We start from the raw sequence: 26,635 nt of genomic DNA on the forward strand, positions 1-26,635 counted from the left end.
AAACCGTAGAATGAGAGCTTCCTTCAAGGAGACGATGCATGTCCGCCACGCCGCGCGGCGCGTTGCGCCCGTTTCACCTCGCCTTTCCGGTCACGAGCCTCGCGCACGCGCGCCGCTTCTACGGCGGCCTGCTCGGCTGCCCGGAAGGCCGCAGCTCCGATCGCTGGGTCGATTTCGATTTCTTCGGACATCAGCTCGTCGCGCACCTCGCGCCCGACGAGACGGGCCGCTCGGCCGTCAACCCGGTCGACGGCGACGACGTGCCGGTGCGCCATTTCGGCGTCGTGCTGTCGATGGACGAGTGGCGCGCGCTCGCCGACGCGCTGACGGCGGCCGGCACGTCATTCGTGATCGAGCCGCACGTCCGCTTCAAGGGCGAAGTCGGCGAGCAGGCGACGATGTTTTTCCTCGATCCGTGCGGCAACGCGCTGGAATTCAAGGCGTTCGCCGACATCGGCCAGTTGTTCGCGAAGTAGACGCATGCGCATCCTGTTCTATACGCCGCATCGGGACGCGCCGGACTGGAAGCGCGACATCGAGCGCGCGCTGCCCGGCGCGCAGTTGCGCGCATGGACGCCCGGCGACGACGCGCCCGCCGACTACGCGCTCGTCTGGCGCGCGCCGCGCGAGTTCTTCGCGCCGCGCGCGGATCTGAAGGCGGTGTTCAATCTCGGCGCGGGCGTCGACGCGGTGCTCGCGCTCGAGCGCGCGCATCCGGGCCTGCTGCCGCCCGACGTGCCGCTCGTGCGCCTCGAGGACGCCGGGATGGCGCGCCAGATGGTCGAATACGCGACGCATGCGGCGCTGCGCTATCTGCGCCGCTTCGACGAATACGCGCTGTTGCAGCGCGAACGCCGCTGGCAGGTGCTCGAGCCGCATCCGCGCGAATCGTTCGTCGTCGGCGTGCTCGGGCTCGGCGCGTTGGGCGCCGGCGTCGCGCGCGCGCTCGCGGCGCTCGGCTTGCCGGTGCGCGGCTACAGCCGCACGCCGAAGGCGCTCGACGGCATCGCGACGTTCGCGGGCGCCGCCCAGCTCGACGCGTTCCTTTCCGGCGTCAAGCTGCTCGTGAACCTGCTGCCGAGCACGTCGGACACCGACGGCATCCTGAACGCGCACGCGTTCTCGAAGCTCGCGCACGGCGCGTACCTCGTGAACATCGCGCGCGGCGCGCATCTCGTCGAAGCCGATCTGCTCGACGCGCTCGCGAGCGGCCGCATCGCCGCGGCGACGCTCGACGTGTTCGCGGCCGAGCCGCTGCCGGACGATCATCCGTTCTGGCGCGAGCCGCGCATCGCGATCACGCCGCACTGCTCGGCGGATACGCTGCGCGCGCAGGCGGTCGAGCAAATCGCCGCGAAGATCGGCGCGCTCGAGCGCGGCGAGCCGATCGGCGGCATCGTCGAGCGCGCGCGCGGCTATTGACCGCGGCCCGCGAGCGCGCGCCGCAGAGCCGCATGCCACGATACATTCATCAGAAGACAGGAACCAGGAGACTCGGATGACGCTCCCCCAATCCGTGAAGATCGTCGAAGTCGGCCCGCGCGACGGGCTGCAGAACGAGCAGGCGTTCGTGCCGACCGACGTCAAGATCGAGCTCGTGAACCGGCTGTCGCGCGCGGGCTTTCGCAACATCGAGGCGGCGTCGTTCGTGTCGCCGAAATGGGTGCCGCAGATGGCCGACGGCGCCGACGTGATGGCCGACATCGAGCGCCGCGCGGGCACGATCTACTCGGCGCTCACGCCGAACCTGAAGGGCTTCGAGAACGCGCTCGCCGCGCGCGCCGACGAAGTCGTGATCTTCGGCGCGGCGAGCGAAGCGTTCTCGCAGCGCAACATCAACTGCAGCATCGCCGAGAGCATCGCGCGCTTTGCGCCCGTCGCGCGCGCGGCGAAGGACGCGGGCGTGCGGTTGCGCGCGAGCGTGTCGTGCGCGCTCGGCTGCCCGTATCAGGGCGACGTGCCCGTCGAGGCGGTCGTCGACGTCGTCGAGCGCCTCGCCGCGCTCGGCTGCGACGAGATCGACATCGCCGACACGATCGGCGTCGGCACGCCGGGCCGCACGCGCGCGGTGCTCGACGCGGTCGCGAAGGTGTTTCCGCGCGAGCGGCTGTCGGGCCACTTCCACGACACGTACGGGCAAGCGCTCGCGAACATCTACGCGGCGCTCATCGAGGGCATCGCGATCTTCCACGCGTCGGTCGCGGGCCTCGGCGGCTGCCCGTACGCGAAGGGCGCGACCGGCAACGTCGCGACGGAGGACGTGCTGTACATGATGCGCGGGCTGAACGTCGACACGGGCGTCGATCTCGATCAGGTCGTCGCCGCCGGCGATTTCATCTCGACCGCGATCGGCCGCGCGAACGTGTCGCGCGCGGGCCGCGCGCTGCTCGCGAAGCGGCGCGCGGCCGCCGAACCGCCCGCCTGCGCGTGAGCCGCGCGGCACCCATTCGAAACATCACACGAGGATACGAAGCGCTCCCATGGCTATCTCCGCCCCCATCGACAAGCTTCCCGATTCCGCTCGACGCGTTGCATTGCTGCTGCGCGAGCGCGGCCATGCGAAGGGCATCGTGATGCTCGAGGAAACCGGCAAGACCTCGGCCGAAGCCGCCGCGGGCCTCGGCTGCTCGGTCGCGCAGATCGCGAAGTCGATCCTGTTTCGACGCCGCGCGGACGGCGCGCCCGTGCTCGTCGTCGCGAGCGGCGCGAACCGCGTCGACGAGAAGAAGGTCGCCGCGCAGGTCGGCGAAGTCGGCCGCGCGGACGCGAAGTTCGTGCGCGACAACACCGGCTACGCGATCGGCGGCGTGTGTCCGATCGGCCATCTCGTCGAGCCCGTCACGCTGATCGATCGCGACCTGCTCGAGCTCGACAGCCTGTGGGCGGCGGCGGGCCATCCGCATGCGGTGTTCAACCTGTCGCCGCGGGAACTCGTGTCGCTGACGGGCGCGCCCATCGCCGACGTCGCGCAACGCAGCGGCGCATGAGCGGCGTGACGAAGATCGACGGCGCAGCGCGGTTCGACGATGCGCCGGGCGCGGCCGGCGGGGGCGACAGGCCCCACGGGGTCAGCGGGGGCGACGGGAGCGCGGCCGCCGCGGCGAACGCGGCGGCCGCGAAAGAAGCGCCGGCGAGCTCGGCCGCAGCGAGCATGGCAACCACGGCGCCCGTCGCGAGCGTGCCGTCGCCGTGCACGAACGTTTGCAGAATCGATGCGAGAACCGGCTGGTGCGAAGGGTGCCGTCGCACGCGCGACGAAATCGCCGGCTGGCGCAAGTTCGACGACGACGCGAAGCGCGCGGTGCTCGCGCGGCTGGCGGCGAGGCGCACGGCCAGTGCGTGACGCGGCCGGCGCGCAACCGCATGCGCGCGACGAAAAAAAAGCCGTTCGCCCAAACTGGCGAACGGCATGCGTAATGAGAATTCTGTGGACGTGATCAACGTCACTGCGCATCATACGAGCGCCCTCGCTGCACCGCATCAGGAGTTTCCCTACAACTTACTTGCGCGTGTCGGAATGTCGCAGCCCGCACTCGCACTCGCACTCGCACTCGCACTCGCACTCGCACTCGCACTCGCACTCGCACTCGCATCCGCATTAGCATTCGCACGCGGCGCTCAACCGCGCGCCGCGACGCGTCGCGACGGCACGATCCGCCAGCCGAGATTCACCCCCGCCGCGGCGAGCAGGATCAGCGCCGCGCCGAACATCTGGCTCCACGCGAGCGTCTGCCCGAACGCAATCCGATCGACGACGATCGCGACGACCGGATAGACGAACGACAGCGCGCCGATCGTCGCGGTCGGCAGCTTCTGGATCGCGCCGTAGAGCAGCACGTACATGATCCCCGTGTTGACGACGCCCAGCGCGACGAGATCGAGCCACTGGCCCGCCGTCGCGGGCAGCGCGTCGTAGTGGACGAACGGCGCGAGCGCGAGCACGCCGACGCCCGTCTGGAACAGCGCGAGCAGATGCGGCGGCGTGCCCTTCAGACGCTTCGTGACGATCGACGACACCGCGTACAGAAACGCCGCGCCGAGCGCGAGCACGACGCCGTCGAGATACTGGCCGGGCACCGCGAGCACCGCCGGCTCGACGCGCACGACGAGCGCGAGCCCGCCGAACGCAATCGCGAGCCACGCGACGACCGACGCGCTGAGCCGCTCGCGGAACACGATCGCGCCGAGCGCGACGAGCATGAACGGCTGCGTGTTGTAGACGGCCGTCGCCATCGAAATCGACGCGCGCGAATACGCGGCGAACAGCAGCACCCAGTTCGCGACGATCGCGACGCTGCCGATCGCGGCGAGCGCGACCGTGCGCCTGGTCAGCAGATCACGGCGCAGAAAGCCGAGCGCCGCGCAGATGATCAGCATCGTCGCGCCGCCGAACAGGCAGCGAAAGAACACGACGTTCATCAGATGCTGCTGCGACGACACAACGAGCCAGCCGATCGTCCCCGACATCAGCATCGCGACCACCATTTCGAGCGCGCCGCGGCGCGTTTCGTTCGAAGCCATGTCCGAAGCCATGAGAGTTCTCGCAAGAGGAAAGCCTGGCTTTGATTTTAGGGACTTGATTTGCGCATCTCCATCGCTAAACTGAGCGCAGAACGTCTTTCCACCTGTGAAAAGAAGGCTGTCATGCAAAAACGCCTTTCGACGCCGCAGCCGGCGGCGAGCATGCTCGATGTGATCGACCGCGAACTGCTGCGCGCGCTCGCCGACGATGCGCGCCAGCCCGTCAGCGAGCTCGCGCGGCGCGTCGGGCTGTCCGCACCGAGCACCGCCGACCGTCTGCGCCGGCTCGAAGCGCAGGGCGTGATCGCGCGCTTCACGGTCGAGCTCGATCCGCGCGCGCTCGGCTACACGCTGCAGGCGATCGTGCGCGTGAAGCCGCTGCCCGGCCAATTGCATCTCGTCGAGGAACTGTTGCGGCGTATTCCCGAGTTCGTCGAATGCGACAAGGTGACGGGCGACGACTGCTTCGTCTGCCGGCTGTACCTGCGCTCGATCGAGCAGCTCGACGGCATACTCGCGAAGGTGACCGAGCGCGCGGAGACGAGCACGGCGATCGTCAAGTCGACGCCCGTCGCACGGCGATTGCCGCCGCTTGCGATCGAAGAGGATTGACGCGCGCGGCGCGCACGCGAAGCGCGGCGAAGCCGCGCCATGTGAAGCCGGCGCGGCGGCGCTGCAAGAGGCGAGCAACCCAAACGCCCGGCTCGCGCAAGCAAAGCCGCATGCCGGGCTAAGGGCCGGCTCGCGGCAACGCGGGCCGACGCCGCGAGCATGTCGCGCTTCGCGGCTGCAACGCACCCGCAACGCCCCCCGACGCGCCGCATCGCGCCACGCCCGCAGCCCGACGCACGCTGCACGCTGCACGCACGCCGCGAGCGATTCGCCATCGTCGCCTCCGACTGCCGCAGCCCGAGCAGGTCACGCCACTTCGCGCGCCTCGAAGAACGACAGGATCTCGTCGATCAGCGCGATGGGCGCTTCTTCCGGAATGTAATGCCCGCACGCGAGCGCACGGCCGCTCACGTCGCGCGCGACGCGCCGCCATTCGTCGAGCGGATCGAAGCAGCGCGCGACGACGCCGCGCTCGCCCCACAACACGCGCAGCGGGCACGCGAGCTTGCGGCCGCGCTCGATGTCCGCGCGATCATGGTCGAGGTCGATCGTCGCCGACGCGCGATAGTCCTCGCACATCGCATGCACCGCGCCCGGCTGGCGCAGCGCTTCGCGATACGCGTGCAGCGCCTGCGGCGCGAACGGCGCGAGGCCCGCCGAGCGATTACCCATCACCGCCTCGACGTACGCGTCCGGATGGCCGCCGATCAGCGTCTCCGGCAGCGGCTCCGGCTGGATCAGGAAGAACCAGTGGAAGTACGCGGTCGCGAACGCGCGATCGGTGCGCTCGTACATCGCGAGCGTCGGCGCGATGTCGAGGAGCAGCATCCGCTCGACCGCGTCCGGATGATCGAGCGCCATCCGATGCGCGACGCGCGCGCCGCGATCGTGCGCGCACACGTGGAAACGCGGAAAGCCGAAATGACGCATCACGGCCACCTGATCGGCCGCCATCGCACGCTTCGAATACGGCGCGTGCCGCGCGTCGCTCGCCGGCTTGCCCGACGCGCCATAGCCGCGCAGATCGGTGGCGATCACCGTGAAATGCCTGGCGAGCGTCGCGGCGACGCGATGCCAGATCATGTGCGTTTGCGGGTGCCCGTGCAGCAACAGAAGCGGCGGTCCCGCGCCTCCTTTGACGCCGAAGATGTCGACGTCTTGCGCCGTGACGCGAAACGGCGCGAACTCCTCAAACGACATGGTCTTGTTCTCTCGAATTGTTGTGCTCGTTATTGTAGGAGCGCGATCGTCGCGCCACTGCCGGCGCACCCTCGCAAAGCGTAGAAACAGAGCACTCATTCGACAGCGCCGCCGCGGCGCGTTCATCGAAGCGCGTCTATAATGGCACGACCGTTCGTATTAATTCGTTGCGAGCGCGCAGCCGGCACGACACTCACATAACATATCGACCGCGCGACGGGCGCCCGCGAGGGCGCCGCGACGCAACGAACTTCATGCATTCGCCGCGCTCGCGGCGACGATTCAGGAGACACCGCATGGCCCTGCCCGCCGTCCTGCAAAACCTCTCGCTGCCCGTCATCGCGTCGCCGATGTTCATCGTCAGCTATCCGGAACTCGTGCTCGCGCAATGCAAGGCCGGCATCGTCGGCTCGTTTCCCGCGCTCAACGCGCGCCCGGCCGAATTGCTCGACGAATGGCTCACACAGCTCCAGGCGCAGCTCGCCGAGCACAAGGCCGCGAACCCGGACGCCGTGATCGGGCCGATCGCCGTGAACCAGATCGTCCACCAGTCGAACGCGCGGCTCGAGCACGACATCCGCGTATGCGTCGAGCACAAGGTGCCGATCTTCATCACGAGCCTGCGCGCGCCGGCGCGCGAGATCGTCGACGCCGTGCACAGCTACGGCGGCATCGTGCTGCACGACGTGATCAACCTGCGGCATGCGCAAAAGGCGCTCGAGGCGGGCGTCGACGGCCTGATCCTCGTCGCGGCGGGCGCGGGCGGCCACGCGGGCACGACGTCGCCGTTCGCGCTCGTCGGCGAAGTGCGCAAGGTCTTCGACGGCCCGCTCGTGCTGTCCGGCTCGATCGCGAACGGCGGCTCGATCCTCGCCGCGCAGGCGATGGGCGCCGATCTCGCGTACATGGGCACGCGCTTCATCGCGACGCAGGAAGCGCACGCGGTCGACGCGTACAAGCACGCGATCCTCGACGCGAAATCGGCCGACATCATCTACACGAACCTCTTCACCGGCGTGCACGGCAACTACATCCGCGAGAGCATCGTGAACGCGGGCCTCGATCCGGACGCGCTGCCCGAATCCGACAAGACGAAGATGAATTTCGGCGGCGACAAGGCAAAGGCGTGGAAGGACATCTGGGGCGCGGGGCAAGGCGTCGGGCTGATGGACGACGTTCCGTCCGTGGCCGAACTCGTCGCGCGGCTCAAGCGTGAATACGACGACGCGAAGGCGCGGCTCGGGATTCGCGCGTAACGCGCGCTCCTCGCGGCAAGCGGTGCGCGCTGCCTCGATCGGTCCCTCAGTCGGTCAAGACGCGTGCGCGCCGCGCACGCTGCTTTCGATGCGCGATGCGTCTCGCACCGCGTCTACGCCAATCGAATCGATGCGAACCGATTCGGCCCGGTGCCGACGACGCATGCCCGAAAGCGAAAACAAGAAGCGGTAAACAACAAAAACAAAACCCTCGCTTCGCGAGGGTTCGTCTTCAGTCTGAGCGCGGACCAGCCGGTCCGCGTTTTTTTGTCGATGCGCGCCGCGCGATGCGATGCGCGTTATCCGAGCCGCTTCATCCGCGGCATCGCGAGCTGCCGCAGCCGCTCGTCGATCGACGGACACAGCGACTGGCCCGCAAAGCGGTCCGCGAGGAAATCGACGAACGAGCGCACCTTCGCCGACACGTGCCGCCGGCTCGCGTACACGGCGTAGATCGGCAGCTCGCGCGGCGGCACCGCGTCGAGCAGGAGCGGCACGAGACGGCCGGACTCGATGTCCTCGCCCACCACTTCGGTGCCGAGAAGGCCGATGCCCGCGCCGCTCAGCACCGCGACGCGCAACCCTTCGAGATGGTTGACGATCACGTTGCCCGACAGCGGCACGCGCGACGCGGCCGCGACGTCGGTGATCGCCGCGTCGAGCAGCGTCTCGTTCGACTCGCGGCGAATGAAGCTGTGATGCTGGAGATCGGCGATCGTCGCCGGCGTGCCGTGCTTCGCGAGATAGTCGGGCGACGCGACGAGCAGAATGTGCGCGGTCGCGATCTGCCGCGCGACGAGCGACGACGACTTCATGCCGGCGGGCGCGGCGCGCACCGCGACGTCGTAGCCTTCGTCGATCAGCTCGACGACGCGATCGGACAGCGTGATCTCGACCGTCACGTCGGAGTAGCGCTGCGCGTACGACGTCACCGCGTCCATCACGTGCCGCAGCCCGAACGCGGACAGCGACGTCACGCGCAGCCGCCCTTGCGGCACGACGCTCGCGGCGCCCACCGCCTGTCCGGCCTCGTCGAGTTCGGTGAGCGCCTGCACGAGCCGCTCGTAATATTCGCGCCCCGCCTCCGTCGGCGCAACGCGGCGCGTCGTGCGATGCAGAAGACGTGCACCGAGCTGGTGCTCGAGATGCATCACATGCTTGCTCGCCATCGCCGCCGACATTTCCATGCGCTCGGCCGCGCCGACGAAGCTGCCGACTTCGACGACATAGCGAAACACATTCATGCTGACGAGGGTATCCATCCGAAATGCTCGCAATCGAGGGGAATTATGCAATCGCAAGCAACTGTAACAAAGCTGGTGAATTGAAAACGTCAAAAAAGGCAAAACGGCGCCGTTTAATGTGACGCTGCTCACTTTTTCGTACATCGACCGGGCGGCGCGCGCCCGGCTTGCGATTCTTTAGAACTTCGCACGAATTCCCGCGCCGAACGTGTCGCCGCTCGACATGCCCGAGTAACGATCGTTCATGTACGCCGCATATACGTCGGTGCGCTTCGACAGCGGATAGTCGTAGCCGAGCGCCCACGTGCGACGCGTCTGATCGAGCCCGCCCGAATCGCGCGAATACGCGTACGACGCGAGCGCGCTGCCCGGCCCGAGCGGCACCGACACGCCGCCTTGCGCGGTGTTCACGTGCCAACTGGCGGCGCTTTGCTCGTTCTTCGTATACATGTATTGCGCGTAGATCTTCGCGACCTTGAAATCGTACGACAGGCCGACCTGCGCGACGCCCTGGCTCTTCATGCCGGCGACGAGCGCGCCGAGATCGCCCGGGCCGCCGTTGAAATTCACGTATTGATAGATGGCCGTCGCGGCGAACGGACCGTTCGAATAGTTCAGCTGGCCGCTCCACTTCTTCGAGCGGTTGTCGCCCGCCGTGTTGCCGAACGCGTACATCGCGGCCGCGTTGAAGCCGCCGAAGGTCGGGCTCGTGTAGTCGATCGCGTTGTTCCAGCCCGAATCGCCGACGACGCCCTGATCGGTCGTGTACGTCGGGAACGTGCCGAGGCCGAGGAACACGTGGTAGACCATCGGCGAGAACACGTACGAATCGACGAACGGATTGAAGAGGATCGTCGAGATGAAGAGTTCCGTCGTGAGGCGCCCGGCGCGCACCGTGCCGTACGGCGTCGAGAGCCCGACATACGCGTTGCGGCCGAAGAACGTGTCGCCGTCGAAGCGGCCGTAGCGCCCGTTCTGCGCGCGGAAGAAATCCTCGAGCGTGAAGATCGCCTGATAGCCGCCGCCGAGATCCTCGGTGCCGCGCAGCCCCCAGTACGACGTCGACATCCCGCCGCCCTGCACGCCCCACGCGCGCTGCCCGCCGGGGAATTTCTGCGCGCCGATCCATTCGTCGACCTGTCCGTAGAGTTGAACGCTCGACTGCGCGCGAACGCCCGACGCGCCCGCGGCCAACGCCGCGACGGCGGCGCACGCGAAAGTGGTTTTCAGCGCGCGGCTGACGGATGACTTCATGAGATCTCCAGAGGGTCGTCTAACGGAAGCGAGGCGAACGGACGCGCGACGTCCGGAAGGCGCGGCGCCGTTCGCGGGCGTCGCCATCTTCCCGAGCCATTTTTCCGGTCAAAAAAGGAGGGACTTATTGCGGATATAGCGTCAGCGTTAACTTCCCGGCGATTTGTCGGGCGTGACCGGCGGGCTTTCCGGTTTCAAGCTGACGAACGGCTTTCCTGTGCGCGCCGATCGTGCGTCGGCGGCAAGGTCGGGCGGCGATTCGAACCGCGAGAAAATGCCGGCTTGCGCGCGTCGTCCTCGCAACGAGGCGCGAAAGATAGCGTAACCAGCGAAATGCACGGAAGGATTTCGCGCGAGTGTCGCGAATTTGCATCAATCGGCGGCGCATGCGCCGGCCGGCGCTCGCTCAGTTGCGGTAGAACGGCGCGAAGAACGGCAGATGCGGCGCTTCGTCCTGGCGCGGGGCTGGCGCGGGACGGCCGCCGCGCTCTTCGTTGTAGCGCGCGACGTCGGCGCGGATCGAGCCGGCACGCATCGGCACGTTCGCCGAGCCGGGCGCGTGCGGCGCCTGGCGCGCCTCGGCGCTGATCGGCCGGTACGGGCTTTGCGCCGCGTAGCGGCCATAGGAAGGCGTCGGACGCAACCCCCAGCGCTGACGGTAGCCGTTCACGCCGATCCGCGCCTCGCCGCCGTGCGGCGCCGGCAGGTAGCCGGGCGCGCCGCGCCAGCCGCCCGCGCCGCCCGCCGCGTAGTGCGAGCCGCCGCGACCGCCGCCGAAGCCGGGCCCACCGCCATGCGGCGGCTGCGCGAAGGCGAGCGCCGCCGCGAGCGCGCACATCGCGCCCGCCGCCCATCGCCCGATCTTCCGTAATGCCCGTTCCGTCGTCATGATTGGTCTACCGCTTGCTTTTCTGCTCGCGCGCGCACCCGAATCGCGCGCGCAAGCCTTTCAGCGGTAATTTATTGGCGAGGCGAAAGTGTGTCGAGCGCAAAAGTGTTAGACCAAAGGCATCGGTGTAACACCGTGTTACTGCACGGCTTTCAGGGATTCCGCGTACTTTTTTGGACATCGCGCGCCGCCTGTTTTCGACCGTTTTGGCCGTAAGGTTGCGATGCACCCGCAGCGCGCATCGGCATGCATTCGAATCATTAATCAATTCTTCGAATGAATTTGCCTATTCAATTGCCGACCGCGAGAATATCAGGCTGACAACCGCCGCGCCGCCCGCGAGCCGCGGCGCTTCCACCGCATTCGATCGAGACCCGAAATGGCGCGCTCCCGCTTCATTCCCGACAATTTCACGCTCGCGCTCGTCGGCACAGTCGTGCTCGCGAGCTTCCTGCCGTGCCGCGGCGAGGCCGCGCACGCGTTCAACTGGGCGACCAATATCGCGGTCGGCCTGCTCTTCTTCCTGCACGGCGCGAAGCTGTCGCGCGAGGCGATCATCGCGGGCGCGACGCACTGGCGGCTGCATGCCGTCGTGCTGCTCTGCACGTTCGCGCTCTTCCCGCTCCTCGGCCTCGCGCTCAAGCCGGTGCTCACGCCGCTCGTCACGCCCGCGCTCTACGCCGGCGTGCTGTTCCTCTGCACGCTGCCGTCCACCGTGCAGTCGTCGATCGCGTTCACGTCGATCGCGAAGGGCAATGTGCCCGCCGCCGTCTGCTCGGCGTCCGCGTCGAGCCTGCTCGGCATCTTCGTCACGCCCGCGCTTGTCGGCGTGATGGTGTCGACGCAGGGCACGGGCGCGACGGCATCGCCGTGGAGCACGATCGGCGCGATCGTGATGCAGCTCCTCGTGCCGTTCATCGCCGGGCAGTTGCTGCGGCCGGTGATCGGCCGCTGGATCGAGCGCAATCGCGGCGTGCTGCGCTTCGTCGATCAGGGCTCGATCCTGCTCGTCGTCTACGTCGCGTTCAGCGAAGCGGTCAACGAAGGCCTCTGGCACCAAATTCCGCCGACCGCGCTCGCGGGGCTCGTCGTCGTCAACGTCGTGCTGCTCGCGGTCGCACTCGCGGTCACGACCATCGTCAGCAAGCGGCTCGGCTTCAATCGCGCGGACCAGATCACGATCATCTTCTGCGGCTCGAAGAAGAGCCTCGCGGCCGGCGTGCCGATGGCGAAAGTGATCTTCGCCGCGCACGCGGTCGGCGCGGTGGTGCTGCCGCTCATGCTGTTCCATCAGATTCAGCTGATGACCTGCGCGGCGCTCGCGCAGCGCTGGGGCGCGCGCGACACGAGCCGCGAGCGGCAGGCCGACAACGCGCACGGCGGCGGGGCGCTCGGCGCGCGCGCGGGCGCGACGAAGCACTGACGCGCGACGCGATGCGGCACTGACGCGCCGCGAAACGCTGCGCGCGACGCGACGCGGCGCGACGACTCGCCTCGGCCGCGCTGTGTTCGCCTCGCCTCGCAGAGCGCGCTTGCACGCTCCACGCTTGCGCGGCTTCCCGGCAGCGCGACCTCCCGATTTCCCGGCTTCGCCGACTCGCCGGTTTCGTCCGCTGCGCGTGCTCCGGCCCGCCATCGTGCGCTCCGCGGCGATGCACGGCGCGCCGGGCTCCCCGGTTCGCCGATTGATTCGCGCATCTGATTCGCGCATCGCCGCATTCGCGCGCCGCAACGCCCGCGACGCCACACCGAAACGACCGGCAGGCATCCTTCGCCCAATCACGCAACACGCGCCCCTCGCCGCCGACGCCCCAAATCAGGGCATCGCTTCACGAAAAATTCATTCAATCCGGGGCCCCCGACGCCGTTAAGCCGGCTTCTCGTCACGGCTCGACGCGTCACGAGCGCGACGCGCCGCTTCCGGAACCGCCCCCGATGAACACCACCCGCCTCACCGTCAAAGCCCGTCTGCGCGCCCTCGTCGCGGTCGTCGTCCTCGTGCTCGCCGCCGCCGGCGGCATCGGTCTCGCCGGCGTCGCGCGCGTCGGCGACGCGCTCGCGCACGTCTTCGAGGATCGCGCGAAGACACTGCAGCGAATCTCGTCGATCGACGAGCTCGTCACGCAGACGCGCTACGCGGTCGGCGACGCCGTGCTCGATCCGTCCGCCGCGAAAACCGAAGCGGTCGCCGCGGCGTCGGCGCGCGACGTCGCCGCGATCGATCGCCTGCTCGCCGACTACCGCGCGACGCCGCGCGCCGACGCCGAGCGCGCGCAGGCCGAGCGCCTCGCCGCCGATTGGGCGACGCTGCGCGACAAGGGCATCCGGCCCGCCGTCGATCTGCTGAAGGCGAACAATCTGTCCGAAGCGCAATGGGTCGTCACGCAGACGCTTGACCCCGTCGCGCAACGCGTCAAGGGCGAGGCCGCGCAGTTGCGCCAGTGGCAGCTCCAAGCGGCGCAACACGCGTACGACCGCGCGCGCGGCGTCGCGCGGCTCGTCCAGTGGGCGGTCGCGGGCTGCGTGCTCGCGGGCGTCGTGGCCGTCGCGGTGCTGTGCGCGGCGATGGCGCGCGCGCTCGCGCGGCAATTGGGCGGCGAGCCGGACTACGCGGCGACCGTCGCCAACGAGATCGCATCCGGCAACCTCGCGCTCGACGTGCGCGCCGCCGACGCCGCGCCCGGCAGCGTGCTGCATGCGATGCACGCGATGCGCGCGCGCCTGGCGGCGACGATCGGCACGCTGCAGCGCGCGGCCGACGCGATCGCGCACGCGACGTCCGACATCGCGCACGGCAACCACGACCTGTCGCGCCGCACCGACGAACACGCGGCCGGCCTGCAGCAGACGGCGAGCAGCATGGAGCAGCTCGCCGCGACCGTGCGCACGAACGCCGATCACGCGCGGCAGGCGAGCTCGCTCGCGATCGCCGCGTCGACGCAGGCCGAGCAGGGCGACGCCGCCGCGCGCGACGCGATCGCGCGGATGGAGGCGCTGTCGGTCCGCTCGCAGCAGATCCGCAGCATCTCGTCGACGATCGAGGGCATCGCATTCCAGACCAACCTGCTCGCGCTGAACGCGGCCGTCGAGGCGGCGCGCGCCGGCCAGGCGGGCCGCGGCTTCGCGGTCGTCGCGCAGGAAGTGCGCGGCCTCGCGCATCGCAGCGCGCAGGCGGCGAAGGAAATCTCGACGCTGATCGCCGACGTGACGGGCGAAGTCGAGCTCGGCGCGGACACGGTGAAGGCCGCGGGCGGCACGATCGTCGGCATGCTCGCGTCGGTGCGGCAGGTCGCGACGCTCGTCGACGAAATCTCGCATGCGTCCGACGAGCAGCGCTCCGGCATCGACCAGGTGAACCGCGCGGTCGCGCAGATGGACGAAATGACCCAGCACAACGCGCTGCTCGTGCAGAAGGCGGCGAGCGCCGCGGGCGCGCTCGCCGACGAAGCGTCCGCGCTGCGCGAGGCGGCGGCGATCTTCCGCGTCGCGGCGTGAGCGACGGCATCGGCATCGGCATCGGCGACGGCATCGGCATCGGCATCGGCATCGGCGACGGCATCGGCGACGGCATCGGCGACGGCATCGGCGACGGCATCACGACGACCCACAAACCGATATCTGTTTAGTATTTTTAGTAAACAATTATGCCCCACCAACCTATTTATAAATAAGCACTTATAAGCCGAATCGACATAGTCCCAGGGCATTGCACGACGATTTTTACTATACAATCGCCAACACCCTAAACATCCCGGCTCAAAACGATGGGCACCACCATTCGCGACGTCGCGCAGGCGGCCAACGTGTCGATCGGCACCGTGTCGCGCGCGCTCAAGAATCAGCCTGGCCTGTCCGAGGCGACGCGCGAGCGCGTCGTCGAGATCGCGCGCCGCATGAACTACGATCCGACGCAATTGCGCCCGCGGATCAAGCGGCTCACGTTCCTGCTGCATCGGCAGCACAACAACTTCGCGACGACGCCGTTCTTCTCGCACGTGCTGCACGGCGTCGAGGACGCGTGCCGCGAGCGCGGGATCGTGCCGTCGCTCCTGACGACGGGCCCGACCGACGACGTGATCCGCCAGATGCGCCCGCACGCGCCCGACGCGATCGCGGTCGCGGGCTTCATGGAGCCGGAGACGCTCGAAGCGCTCGCCGCGACGGGCCGCCCGCTCGTGCTCATCGACATCCGCGCGCCCGGGCTGCGCTCGATCAACGTCGACAACGCGGGCGGCGCCGCGCTCGCGATGCATCACCTGTTCGCGTCGGGCCGCCGGCGCATCGCGTTCATCGGCGGCTCGCTCGCGCACTACAGCATCGCGCAGCGCGCGCTCGGCTATCGCCGCGCGTTCTTCGACGCGGGCATGCTGTTCGATCCGTCGCTCGAGCTGTCGATCGACACGAGCCTCGGCCCCGACGCCGGCGCGGCGAACGCGATGCGGCACTTGCTCGACGCGGGCGGCCCGCTGCCCGACGCCGTGTTCGCGTACAACGACGCGGCCGCGCTCGCCGCGATGCGCGTGTGCATCGAGCACGGCGTGCGCGTGCCGGACGACATCGCGTTCGTCGGCTTCGACGACATTCCGGCCGCCGCGCACGCGGCGCCGCCCCTCACGACGCTCGCGATCGACAAGGAGGCGCTCGGCCGGCAGGGCATCGAGCTGCTGCTCGCCGATTCGCCCGCGCAAACCGAACTCAGCCTTCCCGTGCAACTGATCGCGCGGGCCAGCAGCGCGGGCGCCGCACGCACGCCGCGCCCCCTCACCTCGGTACTCGGATCATGACGACCTCAGCCACGCCCGCTTCCCGTCCGACGCCCGACGCGCCGCACGCCACCGCGCCGTACGTCGCGAGCTTCCGCGACCCGCAGTTCCTCATCGCGCACGTCGAGGACACGCTGCGCTTCTACGCGCCGCACGTGTTCGACCCGACGGGCGGCTTCCACCACTTCTTGCGCGACGACGGCAGCGTCTACGATCGCACCACGCGCCACCTCGTCAGCAGCTGCCGCTTCATCTTCAACTACGCGATGGCGTACCGCCACTTCGGCGACGCGCGCGATCTCGACTACGTGCGCCACGGGCTGCGCTTCCTGCGCGACGCGCACTGGGACGCCGAGCACGAAGGCTACGACTGGGAGATCGAATGGCGCGACGGCGAGAAGCGCGCGACGCGCGACGGCACGCGCCACTGCTACGGGCTCGCGTTCGTGCTGCTCGCGGCCGCGCACGCGGCGATGGCGGGCGTCGAAGAGGCAAAGCCGCTCATCGCGCACACGTTCGAGCTGATGGAACGCCGCTTCTGGGATCGGGCGGCGGGCCTCTACGCGGACGACGCGACGCCGGGCTGGGCCGTGTCGAGCTACCGCGGCCAGAACGCGAACATGCACGCGACGGAAGCGCTCCTCGCCGCATACGAGGCAACGGGCCACCTGACGTATCTCGACCGCGCGGAGAAGGTCGCGACGAACATCGTGCAGCGGCAGGCCGCGCTGTCGCAGGGGCTCGTGTGGGAGCACTTCCACGCGGACTGGTCGGTCGACTGGGAATACAACAAGGAAGACAGCTCGAACATCTTCCGTCCGTGGGGCTTCCAGCCCGGCCATCAGACCGAATGGGCGAAGCTGCTGCTGATTCTCGAGCGCCACCGCCCGCTCGACTGGCTGCTGCCGCGCGCGATCGAGCTGTTCGACGCGGCGTTCGCGCACGCGTGGGACAGCGACCACGGCGGCCTTTGCTACGGCTTCGGGCCGGACTACAAGGTGTGCGACCACGACAAGTACTTCTGGGTGCAGGCGGAGAGCTTCGCGGCGGCCGCGCTCCTCGCGCAGCGCACGGGCAGCGAACGCTTCTGGGACTGGTACGACGAGATCTGGCGCTATAGCTGGGCGCACTTCGTCGATCACCGCTACGGCGCGTGGTACCGGGTTCTCACCTGCGACAACCGCAAGTACAGCGACGAGAAGAGCCCCGCCGGCAAGACCGACTATCACACGATGGGCGCGTGCTACGAAGTGCTGCACGCGCTCGCGGCGAAGCGCGGCGACGGCGGCGGCATGCGCGCGGGCGACGGCGCGGATGATGCGGATGACGGCGCGGGCGGCCACGGCGAAGCCGCGCCCGCGAAGCACGGCGACGGACGCGATGGACGCGATGGGCGCGGCGGTCACGGCAAGATCAACGGCGACGGCGCGGCGCGCCGCCGAAACGGAGGAGCGCGATGAGCGCAGGGTTTCCGCAATTCGTGTCGGCGGGCGACATTCTCACAGACATGGTCCGCACGGGCGGCGCGCACTGGACGTCTCGCCCGGGCGGCGCCGGCTGGAACGTCGCGCGCGCGGTGGCGCGGCTCGGCGCGCCGAGCGCGTGCGCGGGCGCGGTGGGCCGCGACTGCTTCTCCGACGAGCTGTGGCGCGAAAGCGAGGCGGCCGGCCTTGATCTGCGCTTCCTGCAGCGGGTCGAGCGCGCGCCGCTCCTCGCGATCGTCCACGAAACGCAGCCGCCCGCGTATTTCTTCATCGGCGAAAACAGCGCGGATCTCGCGTTCGATCCGAAGCGGCTGCCCGACGGCTGGCGCGAGCACGCGAAGTGGGCGCATTTCGGCTGCATCAGCCTCGTGCGCGAACCGCTCGCGGCGACGCTCATCGCGCTCGCCGCCGAATTGCGCGAAGCGGGCGTGAAGATCAGCTTCGATCCGAACTACCGCAATCTGATGACGGACGGCTACCGGCCGACGCTCGCGAAGATGGCTGAGCTCGCCGAGCTGATCAAGGTGTCCGACGAAGACTTGCGGCACCTGTTCGCGGGCGAAGACGAAGCGAGCGCGATCGCGCGGCTGCACGCGTTCAATCCGCGCGCGGCGCTGCTCGTCACGCGGGGGCCGGACACGGCGACGCTCTACGCGGGCGGCGAGACACTCGACGCGCGGCCGCCGCGCGTCGAGGTCGCGGACACGGTGGGCGCCGGCGACGCGACGATCGGCGGCTTGCTGTTCAGCCTGATGACGGTGCCGGCGCGCGGCTGGCGCGAGCATTTGTCGTTCGCGCTCGCGGCCGGCGCGGCGGCGTGCCGCCACACGGGCGCGCACGCGCCGACGCTCGACGAAGTCGTCGCGCTCGTCGCGTCGTGACGCGGCTGCGGATGCGGATGCGGATGCGGATGCGGATGCGGATGCGGCAGATCCGAGCATCGCACGACGGCATTCGCGCACGAACCGTCGATGCGACTCCGTTCGCGACGGGCTTCGCGCGAACGTACCGCGCTGAACGTCCTGTCGCGCAACCGGTGCACGCGAACGGTACGTGTAATCGGTGCGCTCGGGCGGCGCTGCGGGCGAACGGACGGGTCGCGCGACAAGAGACAGGACACACGCCGGCACGAACCTGAACCGGCCGGGCATTGCCGCGCCGCGCGCGCGACGCGCTCGATCGCGCGATGGCCGGCTTGGCCGGCGCGGCCGCTTTGCAGCCGTATATCGCCTCGGATCGTTCGCTTCCCGCACGCGACGATCGAAACCTCGGCGCGCTCGACTCTCGCGGGCCGCGCTTTTCGGATCGGTTTCAGCAACCCCGTCCGCTCCTCTTGTGCGTCAAACCCGTTGCGCCTGATCGGCCATATCCGAGCGACATTGCGCGACAGATCGCGCCTGACGGGGCGCGGCGCTTCACCGGGCAGCCCGACTCGGCCGCCCCGTTTCGCGCGCGCCCTCACCCAGCCGCGCGTTTTCGCCGCCGCTGAAAGCGAGGCGTCGGGATGCTACGATGGGGGCGTCCTTTCTCGGGAGAGGCATCATGGACGGCGGCAACACCTACACGAAGGGCCTTTACACGGCCAAGGCGCATACCCGCAAGACGGATAACGGACGCTTCCAGGGGTACGTGATCCTGTCCCGGGACGAAGGCGGCACGCCCGACAATACGCTCTACGAGGTCGACGCGACGAGCGCGAACGAGGCGGAAGCGTTCAACGAGGCGAAGGCGCTCGCGCACCGGATTCTCGGCGAGCTCGAGCTGTGACGCGCGCGGGCGGCGCCGCGCGCAACGCGCGGCCGATCGGCCTGATCCGCGCCGGGCGGCGCGAACGCGGCGCCGATCGCGCGCCGCGCGCCGCCCGTCCGCTCGAACCCGCAACGCGCGAAGCAAGGCCCACGCGCGGCTCCGTCGGCGCGCACGCGCCGGCGCCGGCCCGCCGCAACGTCCGCCGTGTCGATCCGGTGCGGCCCGCGCAACGATTCGCGCCGCACGCCGCCGGCGTCACCAGAGCCGCGCGATCACCGACACGATGCCCATGATCACGAGCGTCGACATGAACGGAAACGGATAGGCCCGCGAGCCGAGCCTGAGCGTCACGTCGCCCGGCAAGCGCCCGACGCCGAGCTTCGACAGCCACGGCCACGCGCGCGTGAGCACCATCACGGCGATGAACGTGGTGAGCAGCCAGCGCAGCATCGCATCGCCTCCGGCCGGCTACAGCGTGTGCGAGCGGTCGCCGCGCGCGAACGCGTCGAGCGTGCCGTCGATGTCGCGCGAAAACGCGATCACCTTGAACAGCTCGCCCATCTCCGCCTCGGAAATCAGCTTCTGCACCGCGTTCGCGGCGGGCAGGAAGCGCTGCGCGTCGGTCGGATCGATCTCGGCGAGCACGTCGGTGATGCCCGCGTTCAGCAGGAAGCGCGCCTGCGACGTGTAGCCGAGCAGATCCGCGCCCGCGCCGACGCCCGCCTCGTAGATCGCGCTGAATTCGACGTGCGCGGTGATGTCCTGCAGCCCCGGATATAGGAACGGATCGCCGTGCGCACGGTGCCGGTAGTGGCACATCAGCGTGCCCTGCGCGCGCTGCCGGTGGTAGTACTCGTGGCTCGGAAAGCCGTAGTCGATGAAAAACGCCGCGCCGCGCGCGAGCATCGCGCACACCGTGCGGACGAACGCCGCCGCCGCGTCGTGCGTCTCCGTCACGTAGCCTTCGTCGGCGTCGATCTCGACCACGCGCGCCGCGTCGCCTGCGTGCGCGAGCGGCCGGTCGGCGAACGCGAACGCGAGCGCGCCGTCGACCAAAACGCCGCGCTCGCGCCAGCCGTCCGCATGTTTGACGACGAGCCGCACCGGCATCGCGTCGAGCACTTCGTTGCCGACGACGACGCCCTCGAAGCGCTCGGGCAGCGCATCGAGCCAGCGCACGCGCGCGGCGAGACCGGGCGCGTGCGCCTCGATCGTCTCGCGCTGACGCGCGCGCAGCTCGCCCGACAGGTCGACGATCGCGTATTCGTCGAGCTCGGCGCCAAGCGCGGCGAGCGCGTTCAGCAGCCCCGCCGCGAGCTTGCCCGTGCCCGCGCCGAATTCCATCACGCGCCGCGTGCCGCTCGCCTCGAGCGCCTGCGCGACGGGGCGCGCGAGCGTCTGCGCGAAGAGCGGCGACAGCTCGGGCGCGGTCACGAAATCGCTGCCGTCGTCGGCGCGCCAGCCGAATTTCTGCGCGCCGCCGCTGTAGTAGCCCGCGCCCGGCGCGTACAACACACGCTCCATGTAGCGCGCAAACGTGATCCAGCCGCCCGCCGCGGCGATTTCGGCGCGCAGCGAAGCGGCGAGCGACTCGGACTGCGCAAGCGCGTCGGGGCCGGGAACGGGTAAACTACCGGGTTCGTGAGCTTTCGGATTCATCCCGGCATTGTAAATGACCGCCCCCGCCGACACCTGTGACACATCCGCGGCCCGCACCGCGCGGGTCGTGCTGATTACGGGCGCCGTGCAAGCGGGCGCCGTGCAGACGGCCGCCGCGCCAGCGGACGGCGCGCAAGCGGCACAGACGCGCGCGAAGCAGACGGCCGGCGCGGCCGCCCGGGCGAGTGATGCGCGCGCCGGCGCCTCGAAGACGCACGCGGAGACGCACGCGGCGCCGACGAGCGCCGCGCGGGCAGGCGATGCGCGAGCGAACGTCGCTTCGGACACCGCACGTTCCGGCGGCGCGCCCGCGGCTCCCGGCGCGAATGGCGCGCCGAGCGCCGTCGCCGCGCGCGGCTTGTCGGAAGGAACCGGCAAGGCCGCCCGTGCCGCACCCGCCGCCGCGCGGCCCGCGCTTGACGCCGCGGCCGTCGGCCGCGCACTCGCCGTCGGCTTCGCGCGGCGCGGCTGGGACGTCGCGCTCGCGGCGGCCGCGGGCGGCGAAGCGCACGCGGCCGCCGCGCTCGCCGCCGAAGTCGAGGCGCTCGGCCGCCGCGCGGCGGTGCTCGTCGCCGATCTGTCGGTCGAGGACGACGTCGCGCGGCTCGTCGCCGGCTGCGGCGCGGCGCTCGGCCGGCCGTCGTGCGTCGTCGCGCAAGCCGCGCCCGTCGCGGACAACGCGCACGACGTCGGCTACGCGTCGCTCGCGAGCGCGATGGCGCGCGGCGTCGCCGCGCCGCTCGTGCTTGCGCGCACGCTCGCCGACGCGACGCCCGACGCCGCGCGCGAGCACGAACGCGAGCGCGCGGTCGTGATTCATCTGCTGGACGAGGCGCTGTTTGATCCGGCGCCCGAGCGCTTGTCGCACTCGCTCGCGCAAGCCGCGCTGCACCGCGCGACGACCGCGCAGGCGCTCGCGCTCGCGCCGAAGGTGCGGGTCGTCGGCCTCGTGCGCGGGCGCGCGCCGCGCGCGGACGACATCGCCGACGCCGCGTGCTATCTCGCGAGCGCGCCGGGCGTGACGGGCGCGACGTTGACCGTCGACGGCGGCGAGCATCTCGCGCCGCCCGCGGACGAGCGGAATTGACGGGCGCGGCCCCGTGCGCACGCATCGACGCCGCGCCGGGCCGCGCCCCTTTGCATGCATCACCCTTTGACTGGAACGACCATGTTTGCCGCCCTCCTGCATCCCAGGCTCGCCGATTGCCGCAGGCTCTACCTGCGCGACCACGAGGTGTACATGAACATCGGCGCCTTCGAGCACGAGAAGCGCGGCGAACAGCGCGTCGTCGTCAACGTCGACCTGTTCGTGCCGCTCGCGCTGACCACGCCCGTCGAGGACAAGCTGCGCGAAGTCGTCGACTATGATCTGATGAAGCAAAGCGTCGCGCAGTGCGTCGCGCGCGGCCACATCCATCTGCAGGAAACGCTGTGCGACGCGATCGCGGCGGCCCTGCTCGCGCACGACGCCGTGCGCGCGGTGCGCGTTTCCACCGAAAAGCCGGACGCCTATCCCGATTGCGACGCCGTCGGCGTCGAAGTATTTCGCATCAAGGACGAGGAGCGAGCATGAATGCGCCCCACACCCCGCATCTGAACGAAGCCGACGCGGCCGCCGCCGTCGAAGTGAACGCCGCCGAGACCGACCGCCGCACGCTCACGCGCCGCGAGCAGAAACAGGCGTACGAGAACAACAAGCTGTTCAAGCGGCTCGTGCGCCAGGTCGGTCAGGCGATCGGCGACTACAACATGATCGAGCACGGCGACAAGGTGATGGTCTGCCTGTCGGGCGGCAAGGACAGCTACGCGCTCCTCGACATCCTGATGCGGCTGCGCGAGCGCGCGCCGATCGATTTCGACATCGTCGCCGTGAATCTCGACCAGAAGCAGCCGGGCTTTCCGGAGCACGTGCTGCCCGAGTACCTGACGAAGACCGGCGTGCCGTTCCACATCGAGAATCAGGACACGTACAGCATCGTCAAGCGGCTCGTGCCCGAGGGCAAGACCACCTGCTCGCTGTGCTCGCGGCTGCGCCGGGGGATCTTGTACCGCGTCGCGGGCGAGCTCGGCGCGACGAAGATCGCGCTCGGCCACCATCGCGACGACATCGTGCAGACGCTGCTCCTGAACATGTTCTACGGCGGCAAGCTGAAGGGCATGCCGCCGAAGCTGCAGTCGGACGACGGCAAGAACGTCGTGATCCGTCCGCTCGCGTACGCGAAGGAAATCGATCTCGAGAAATACGCGGAGCTGCGCGAATTCCCGATCATCCCGTGCAACCTGTGCGGCAGCCAGCCGAACCTGAAGCGCGCCGAGATGAAGGCGCTGATCCGCGAGTGGGACAAGCGCTTCCCGGGCCGCGTCGACAACATGTTCAACGCGCTGGCGAACGTCGTGCCGTCGCACCTGATGGACACGCAGCTCTTCCCGTTCGCCGGACTGCGCGCGACGGGCCAGGCCGATCCGAACGGCGACATCGCGTTCGACGAAGATCCGTGCGGCACCGACGCGGGTGCGCCGGGCGGCGCGAAGCCCGTGTCGATCGTGCAGTTCGACGATCTGTAAATGGCGGCGCCGCTCGTCGCTCGGCGAGCGGCGCCCGCGCATGCGGCCCCCGCCCCGCCCGGCCGCGCAGCCGCGCCGGAAGGGGCCCGCATGCTAGAATGACCAGCTTCGAACTCTCCCTACGAAACTGGCGCCATGAATATCGTGATTTTGGCGGCAGGCACCGGCAAGCGCATGCGTTCCGCGCTGCCGAAAGTGCTTCATCCTCTGGCCGGCAGGCCCCTTCTCTCCCACGTGATCGACACCGCCCGCGCGCTTGCGCCGTCGCGGCTCGTCGTCGTCGTCGGCCACGGCGCCGAAGCGGTGCAGGCGGCCGTCGCCGCGCCCGACGTGCAGTTCGCGGTGCAGGAGCAGCAGCTCGGCACCGGGCACGCGGTGCGCCAGGCGCTGCCGCTGCTCGACCCGTCGCAGCCGACGCTCGTGCTGTACGGCGACGTGCCGCTCACGCGCACGGCGACGCTCAAGCGCCTCGTCGACGCCGCCACCGATGCGCGCTACGGCGTGCTGACCGTCACGCTCGACGATCCAACGGGCTACGGGCGCATCGTGCGCGACCAGGCGGGGTGCGTGACGCGCATCGTCGAGCAGAAGGACGCATCGCCCGACGAGCTGAAGATCGCCGAGATCAACACGGGCATCGTCGTCACGCCGACCGCGCAGCTGTCGATGTGGCTCGGCGCGCTCGGCAACGACAACGCGCAGGGCGAGTATTACCTGACCGACGTCGTCGAGCAGGCGATCGAGGCGGGCTTCGAGATCGTCACGACGCAACCGGACGACGAATGGGAGACGCTCGGCGTGAACAGCAAGGCGCAGCTCGCCGAGCTCGAGCGCATCCACCAGCGCAATCTCGCCGACGCGCTGCTCGCGAGCGGCGTGACGCTCGCCGATCCGGCGCGCATCGACGTGCGCGGCAAGCTCGCGTGCGGCCGCGACGTGTCGATCGACGTGAACTGCGTGTTCGAGGGCGACGTGACGCTCGCCGACGGCGTGACGATCGGCGCGAACTGCGTGATCCGCAACGCGACGATCGCCGCGGGCGCGCGCATCGACGCGTTCTCGCATCTCGACGGCGCGACGCTCGGCGCGCACACCGTCGTCGGCCCGTACGCGCGGCTGCGCCCGGGCGCGGTGCTCGCCGACGAGGCGCACGTCGGCAACTTCGTCGAGGTGAAGAACGCAACGCTCGGCCACGGCTCGAAAGCGAACCACCTGACCTATCTCGGCGACGCGGACATCGGCGCGCGCGTGAACATCGGCGCGGGCACGATCACCTGCAACTACGACGGCGCGAACAAGTTCCGCACGATCATCGAGGACGACGTGTTCGTCGGCTCGGACACGCAGCTCGTCGCGCCGGTGCGCGTCGGCCGAGGCGTGACGATCGCGGCGGGCACGACCGTATGGAAGGACGTCGCCGAAGGCATGCTCGTGCGGAACGACAAGACGCAGACCGCGAAGAGCGGCTACGTGCGTCCCGTCAAGAAGAAGAGCTGAACGGTTTCCCGGGCGCGCGACGACGCGCCCGCATCATTGTCGAGTTTCGAGGATAGATTCTCATGTGCGGAATTGTCGGCGCAGTTGCGCAACGTAACATCGTTCCGGTGCTGATCGAAGGGCTGCGCCGTCTCGAGTATCGCGGCTACGATTCGTGCGGCGTCGCGGTGCTCGACGCTCACGCCTCCACGCCGGGCGCACCGAAGCGCGCGCGCAGCGTCACGCGCGTCGCCGATCTCGACGCGCAGGTGCGCGAATCGCATCTCGAAGGCGCGACGGGCATCGCGCACACGCGCTGGGCGACGCACGGCGCGCCCGTCACGCACAACGCGCACCCGATCTTCTCGTCGAACGCGCTCGCGCTCGTGCACAACGGCATCATCGAAAACTTCGAGCCGCTGCGCGAGGCGTTGCGCGGCCAAGGCTATGAATTCGTGTCGCAGACCGACACCGAGGTCGTCGCGCACCTGATCCACAGCCTCTATCGCGGCAACCTGTTCGCGGCCGTCCAGGAAGCCGTCAAGCAGCTGCACGGCGCGTACGCGATCGCGGTGATCCACATGGACGAGCCGAACACCGTCGTCGGTGCGCGCCAGGGCTCGCCCCTCGTCGTCGGCTTCGGCGAGCGCGAGAACTTCCTCGCATCCGACGCGCTCGCGCTCGCCGGCAGCACCGATCGCTTCACGTTCCTCGAGGAAGGCGACGTTTGCGAGCTCACGCTCGACGGCGTGCGGATCGTCGATCGCGACGGCGCGCGCGCCGAGCGCGAAGTGCGCGTCGTCAATGCGTACGGCGGCGCGGTCGAGCTCGGCCCGTACCGGCACTTCATGCAGAAGGAGATCTTCGAGCAGCCGCGCGCGATCGGCGACACGCTTCCTCAAGCGGAAGCGTTCGATCCGTCTCTATTCGGCGAGAACGCGGCCGGCGTGTTCGCCGGCATCGACAGCCTGCTGATCCTCGCGTGCGGCACGAGCTACTACTCGGGGCTCACCGCGAAGTACTGGCTCGAATCGATCGCGAAGATCCCGACGCAAGTCGAGATCGCGAGCGAATACCGCTATCGCGAATCGGTGCCGAACCCGCGCTCGCTCGTCGTGGTGATCTCGCAATCGGGCGAGACGGCCGACACGCTCGCCGCGCTCAAGCACGCGCAGGCGCTCGGCCACGCGCACACGCTCGCGATCTGCAACGTCGCGACGAGCGCGATGGTGCGCCAAACCGAGCTGCAATTTCTCACGCACGCGGGCACCGAGATCGGCGTCGCGTCGACGAAGGCGTTCACGACGCAGCTCGTCGCGCTGTTCGTGCTCGCGGCGACGCTCGGCAAGCTGCGCGGCCACGTCGACGCATCGCGCGAAGCCGACTACCTGAAGCAACTGCGCCACCTGCCTGCCGCGCTCAACGGCGTGCTCGCGCTCGAGCCGCAAATCATTGCGTGGTCCGAAGAATTCGCGCGCAAGGAGAACGCGCTGTTCCTCGGCCGCGGGCTGCACTACCCGATCTCGCTCGAAGGCGCATTGAAGCTGAAGGAGATCTCGTACATCCACGCGGAAGCATACCCGGCGGGCGAGCTCAAGCACGGGCCGCTCGCGCTCGTGACGGAGGCGATGCCGGTCGTGACGGTCGCGCCGAACGACACGCTGCTCGAGAAGCTGAAGTCGAACATGCAGGAAGTGCGCGCGCGCGGCGGCGAGCTGTACGTGTTCGCCGACGCCGATACGCACATCGTCAACGGCGAAGGGCTGCACGTGATCCGGATGCCCGAGCATTACGGGCCGCTGTCGCCGATCCTGCATGTCGTGCCGCTGCAGTTGCTCGCGTATCACACCGCCTGCGCGCGCGGCACCGACGTCGACAAGCCGCGCAATCTCGCGAAGTCGGTGACGGTGGAGTAAGCGCGCACGGCCGAACGAGCGATTCGCCGCGCCACGCCGCGGATCGC

The 26,635-nt window shown here is 69.5% G+C and carries 26 protein-coding genes; 19 read left to right on the forward strand and 7 right to left on the reverse strand.

Annotation, left to right across the window (positions count from 1 at the left end; genetic code table 11):
- Nucleotides 1-38: 38 nt before the first annotated feature.
- The 5 genes from X946_RS13365 to X946_RS36840 all read left to right on the forward strand — a co-directional run bounded on the left by X946_RS13365 (nt 39) and on the right by X946_RS36840 (nt 3,343).
- Nucleotides 39-476: a VOC family protein gene (locus X946_RS13365; protein WP_038748288.1), complete on the forward strand. Its 438-nt coding sequence runs from the start codon at nt 39-41 to the stop codon at nt 474-476.
- A 4-nt stretch (nt 477-480) separates the two neighbouring features.
- Complete coding sequence (locus X946_RS13370; RefSeq protein ID WP_038748290.1) at nt 481-1,422, forward strand: 2-hydroxyacid dehydrogenase; 942 nt, start codon at nt 481-483, stop codon at nt 1,420-1,422.
- A 76-nt stretch (nt 1,423-1,498) separates the two neighbouring features.
- Complete coding sequence (locus X946_RS13375; RefSeq protein ID WP_038748291.1) at nt 1,499-2,431, forward strand: hydroxymethylglutaryl-CoA lyase; 933 nt, start codon at nt 1,499-1,501, stop codon at nt 2,429-2,431.
- Nucleotides 2,432-2,480: 49 nt separating this feature from the next.
- Entirely contained in the window at nt 2,481-2,987 is a 507-nt protein-coding gene (locus X946_RS13380; protein WP_038748293.1) for a YbaK/EbsC family protein, read from the forward strand.
- Between the two features lie 164 nt (nt 2,988-3,151).
- Nucleotides 3,152-3,343 carry a DUF1289 domain-containing protein gene (locus tag X946_RS36840; RefSeq protein WP_100185351.1) on the forward strand — a complete coding sequence of 64 codons (192 nt, stop codon included), beginning with the start codon at nt 3,152-3,154 and terminating at the stop codon, nt 3,341-3,343.
- Between the two features lie 275 nt (nt 3,344-3,618).
- Here the strand turns inward: X946_RS36840 and X946_RS13390 are convergent, their stop codons facing one another.
- Nucleotides 3,619-4,533 (reverse strand): DMT family transporter, encoded by a 915-nt coding sequence (locus X946_RS13390; protein ID WP_081989558.1) that lies wholly within the window; start codon nt 4,531-4,533, stop codon nt 3,619-3,621.
- 111 nt (nt 4,534-4,644) lie between these two features.
- Here X946_RS13390 and X946_RS13395 point away from each other — a divergent pair, with 111 nt between their 5' ends.
- Nucleotides 4,645-5,133, forward strand: a complete 489-nt coding sequence (locus tag X946_RS13395; protein ID WP_038748296.1) for an Lrp/AsnC family transcriptional regulator — start codon at nt 4,645-4,647, stop codon at nt 5,131-5,133.
- A 306-nt stretch (nt 5,134-5,439) separates the two neighbouring features.
- Here X946_RS13395 and X946_RS13400 read toward each other — a convergent pair whose 3' ends face one another.
- Nucleotides 5,440-6,333, reverse strand: coding sequence for an alpha/beta fold hydrolase (locus X946_RS13400; RefSeq protein ID WP_038748297.1), 894 nt, complete (start codon nt 6,331-6,333; stop codon nt 5,440-5,442).
- 296 nt (nt 6,334-6,629) lie between these two features.
- Here X946_RS13400 and X946_RS13405 point away from each other — a divergent pair, with 296 nt between their 5' ends.
- Entirely contained in the window at nt 6,630-7,589 is a 960-nt protein-coding gene (locus X946_RS13405; RefSeq protein WP_038748300.1) for an NAD(P)H-dependent flavin oxidoreductase, read from the forward strand.
- A gap of 299 nt (nt 7,590-7,888) precedes the next feature.
- On the opposite strand, the gene X946_RS13410 is transcribed toward X946_RS13405, so the two are convergent.
- From X946_RS13410 to X946_RS35100, 3 genes are all read right to left on the reverse strand, one after another.
- Entirely contained in the window at nt 7,889-8,851 is a 963-nt protein-coding gene (locus tag X946_RS13410) for a LysR family transcriptional regulator (RefSeq protein ID WP_038748302.1), read from the reverse strand.
- Nucleotides 8,852-9,010: 159 nt separating this feature from the next.
- On the reverse strand, nt 9,011-10,087 hold the full coding sequence (locus X946_RS13415; RefSeq protein ID WP_038748304.1) for a porin: 1,077 nt from the start codon (nt 10,085-10,087) through the stop codon (nt 9,011-9,013).
- A gap of 406 nt (nt 10,088-10,493) precedes the next feature.
- Nucleotides 10,494-10,976 carry a hypothetical protein gene (locus X946_RS35100; protein ID WP_038748305.1) on the reverse strand — a complete coding sequence of 161 codons (483 nt, stop codon included), beginning with the start codon at nt 10,974-10,976 and terminating at the stop codon, nt 10,494-10,496.
- A gap of 379 nt (nt 10,977-11,355) precedes the next feature.
- Between X946_RS35100 and X946_RS13425 the strand changes: the two genes are divergently transcribed.
- The 7 genes from X946_RS13425 to X946_RS13450 all read left to right on the forward strand — a co-directional run bounded on the left by X946_RS13425 (nt 11,356) and on the right by X946_RS13450 (nt 18,990).
- Nucleotides 11,356-12,399, forward strand: coding sequence for a bile acid:sodium symporter family protein (locus tag X946_RS13425; protein ID WP_038748307.1), 1,044 nt, complete (start codon nt 11,356-11,358; stop codon nt 12,397-12,399).
- A 512-nt stretch (nt 12,400-12,911) separates the two neighbouring features.
- The gene (locus X946_RS13430) at nt 12,912-14,471 is read left to right on the forward strand and encodes a methyl-accepting chemotaxis protein (protein ID WP_038748309.1); all 1,560 of its coding nucleotides are present in this window, start codon (nt 12,912-12,914) and stop codon (nt 14,469-14,471) included.
- The gene (locus X946_RS36555; protein ID WP_268811006.1) at nt 14,468-14,602 is read left to right on the forward strand and encodes a hypothetical protein; all 135 of its coding nucleotides are present in this window, start codon (nt 14,468-14,470) and stop codon (nt 14,600-14,602) included. The genes X946_RS13430 and X946_RS36555 overlap by 4 nt, the downstream gene beginning before the upstream one ends.
- 138 nt (nt 14,603-14,740) lie before the next feature.
- Nucleotides 14,741-15,760: a LacI family DNA-binding transcriptional regulator gene (locus X946_RS13435; RefSeq protein WP_038748310.1), complete on the forward strand. Its 1,020-nt coding sequence runs from the start codon at nt 14,741-14,743 to the stop codon at nt 15,758-15,760.
- Nucleotides 15,757-17,199: an AGE family epimerase/isomerase gene (locus X946_RS13440; RefSeq protein WP_038748312.1), complete on the forward strand. Its 1,443-nt coding sequence runs from the start codon at nt 15,757-15,759 to the stop codon at nt 17,197-17,199. Before X946_RS13435 ends, X946_RS13440 begins: the two co-directional genes overlap by 4 nt.
- Nucleotides 17,196-18,104 (forward strand): carbohydrate kinase family protein, encoded by a 909-nt coding sequence (locus X946_RS13445; protein WP_038748314.1) that lies wholly within the window; start codon nt 17,196-17,198, stop codon nt 18,102-18,104. Before X946_RS13440 ends, X946_RS13445 begins: the two co-directional genes overlap by 4 nt.
- A 661-nt stretch (nt 18,105-18,765) precedes the next feature.
- Nucleotides 18,766-18,990, forward strand: coding sequence for a hypothetical protein (locus X946_RS13450; RefSeq protein WP_038748316.1), 225 nt, complete (start codon nt 18,766-18,768; stop codon nt 18,988-18,990).
- Between the two features lie 237 nt (nt 18,991-19,227).
- Here the strand turns inward: X946_RS13450 and X946_RS13460 are convergent, their stop codons facing one another.
- Complete coding sequence (locus X946_RS13460) at nt 19,228-19,422, reverse strand: DUF2905 domain-containing protein (RefSeq protein ID WP_038748319.1); 195 nt, start codon at nt 19,420-19,422, stop codon at nt 19,228-19,230.
- Nucleotides 19,423-19,440: 18 nt separating this feature from the next.
- The gene (locus tag X946_RS13465; RefSeq protein ID WP_038748321.1) at nt 19,441-20,631 is read right to left on the reverse strand and encodes a class I SAM-dependent methyltransferase; all 1,191 of its coding nucleotides are present in this window, start codon (nt 20,629-20,631) and stop codon (nt 19,441-19,443) included.
- Between the two features lie 13 nt (nt 20,632-20,644).
- Here X946_RS13465 and X946_RS13470 point away from each other — a divergent pair, with 13 nt between their 5' ends.
- The 5 genes from X946_RS13470 to glmS all read left to right on the forward strand — a co-directional run bounded on the left by X946_RS13470 (nt 20,645) and on the right by glmS (nt 26,588).
- Nucleotides 20,645-21,718: an SDR family NAD(P)-dependent oxidoreductase gene (locus tag X946_RS13470; protein ID WP_038748322.1), complete on the forward strand. Its 1,074-nt coding sequence runs from the start codon at nt 20,645-20,647 to the stop codon at nt 21,716-21,718.
- An 81-nt stretch (nt 21,719-21,799) separates the two neighbouring features.
- Entirely contained in the window at nt 21,800-22,204 is a 405-nt protein-coding gene (locus tag X946_RS13475; RefSeq protein ID WP_038748324.1) for a dihydroneopterin aldolase, read from the forward strand.
- Entirely contained in the window at nt 22,201-23,196 is a 996-nt protein-coding gene (gene ttcA / locus X946_RS13480; RefSeq protein ID WP_038748326.1) for a tRNA 2-thiocytidine(32) synthetase TtcA, read from the forward strand. Before X946_RS13475 ends, ttcA begins: the two co-directional genes overlap by 4 nt.
- A 135-nt stretch (nt 23,197-23,331) precedes the next feature.
- A complete protein-coding gene (gene glmU, locus X946_RS13485) occupies nt 23,332-24,693 on the forward strand; it encodes a bifunctional UDP-N-acetylglucosamine diphosphorylase/glucosamine-1-phosphate N-acetyltransferase GlmU (protein WP_038748328.1) in 1,362 nt (453 codons plus the stop codon).
- A gap of 62 nt (nt 24,694-24,755) precedes the next feature.
- Nucleotides 24,756-26,588, forward strand: coding sequence for a glutamine--fructose-6-phosphate transaminase (isomerizing) (glmS, locus tag X946_RS13490; RefSeq protein ID WP_038748330.1), 1,833 nt, complete (start codon nt 24,756-24,758; stop codon nt 26,586-26,588).
- The last annotated feature ends 47 nt before the right edge of the window (nt 26,589-26,635 follow it).

Source organism: Burkholderia sp. ABCPW 111, assembly GCF_000773065.1.
GTDB classification, from domain to species: domain Bacteria; phylum Pseudomonadota; class Gammaproteobacteria; order Burkholderiales; family Burkholderiaceae; genus Burkholderia; species Burkholderia savannae.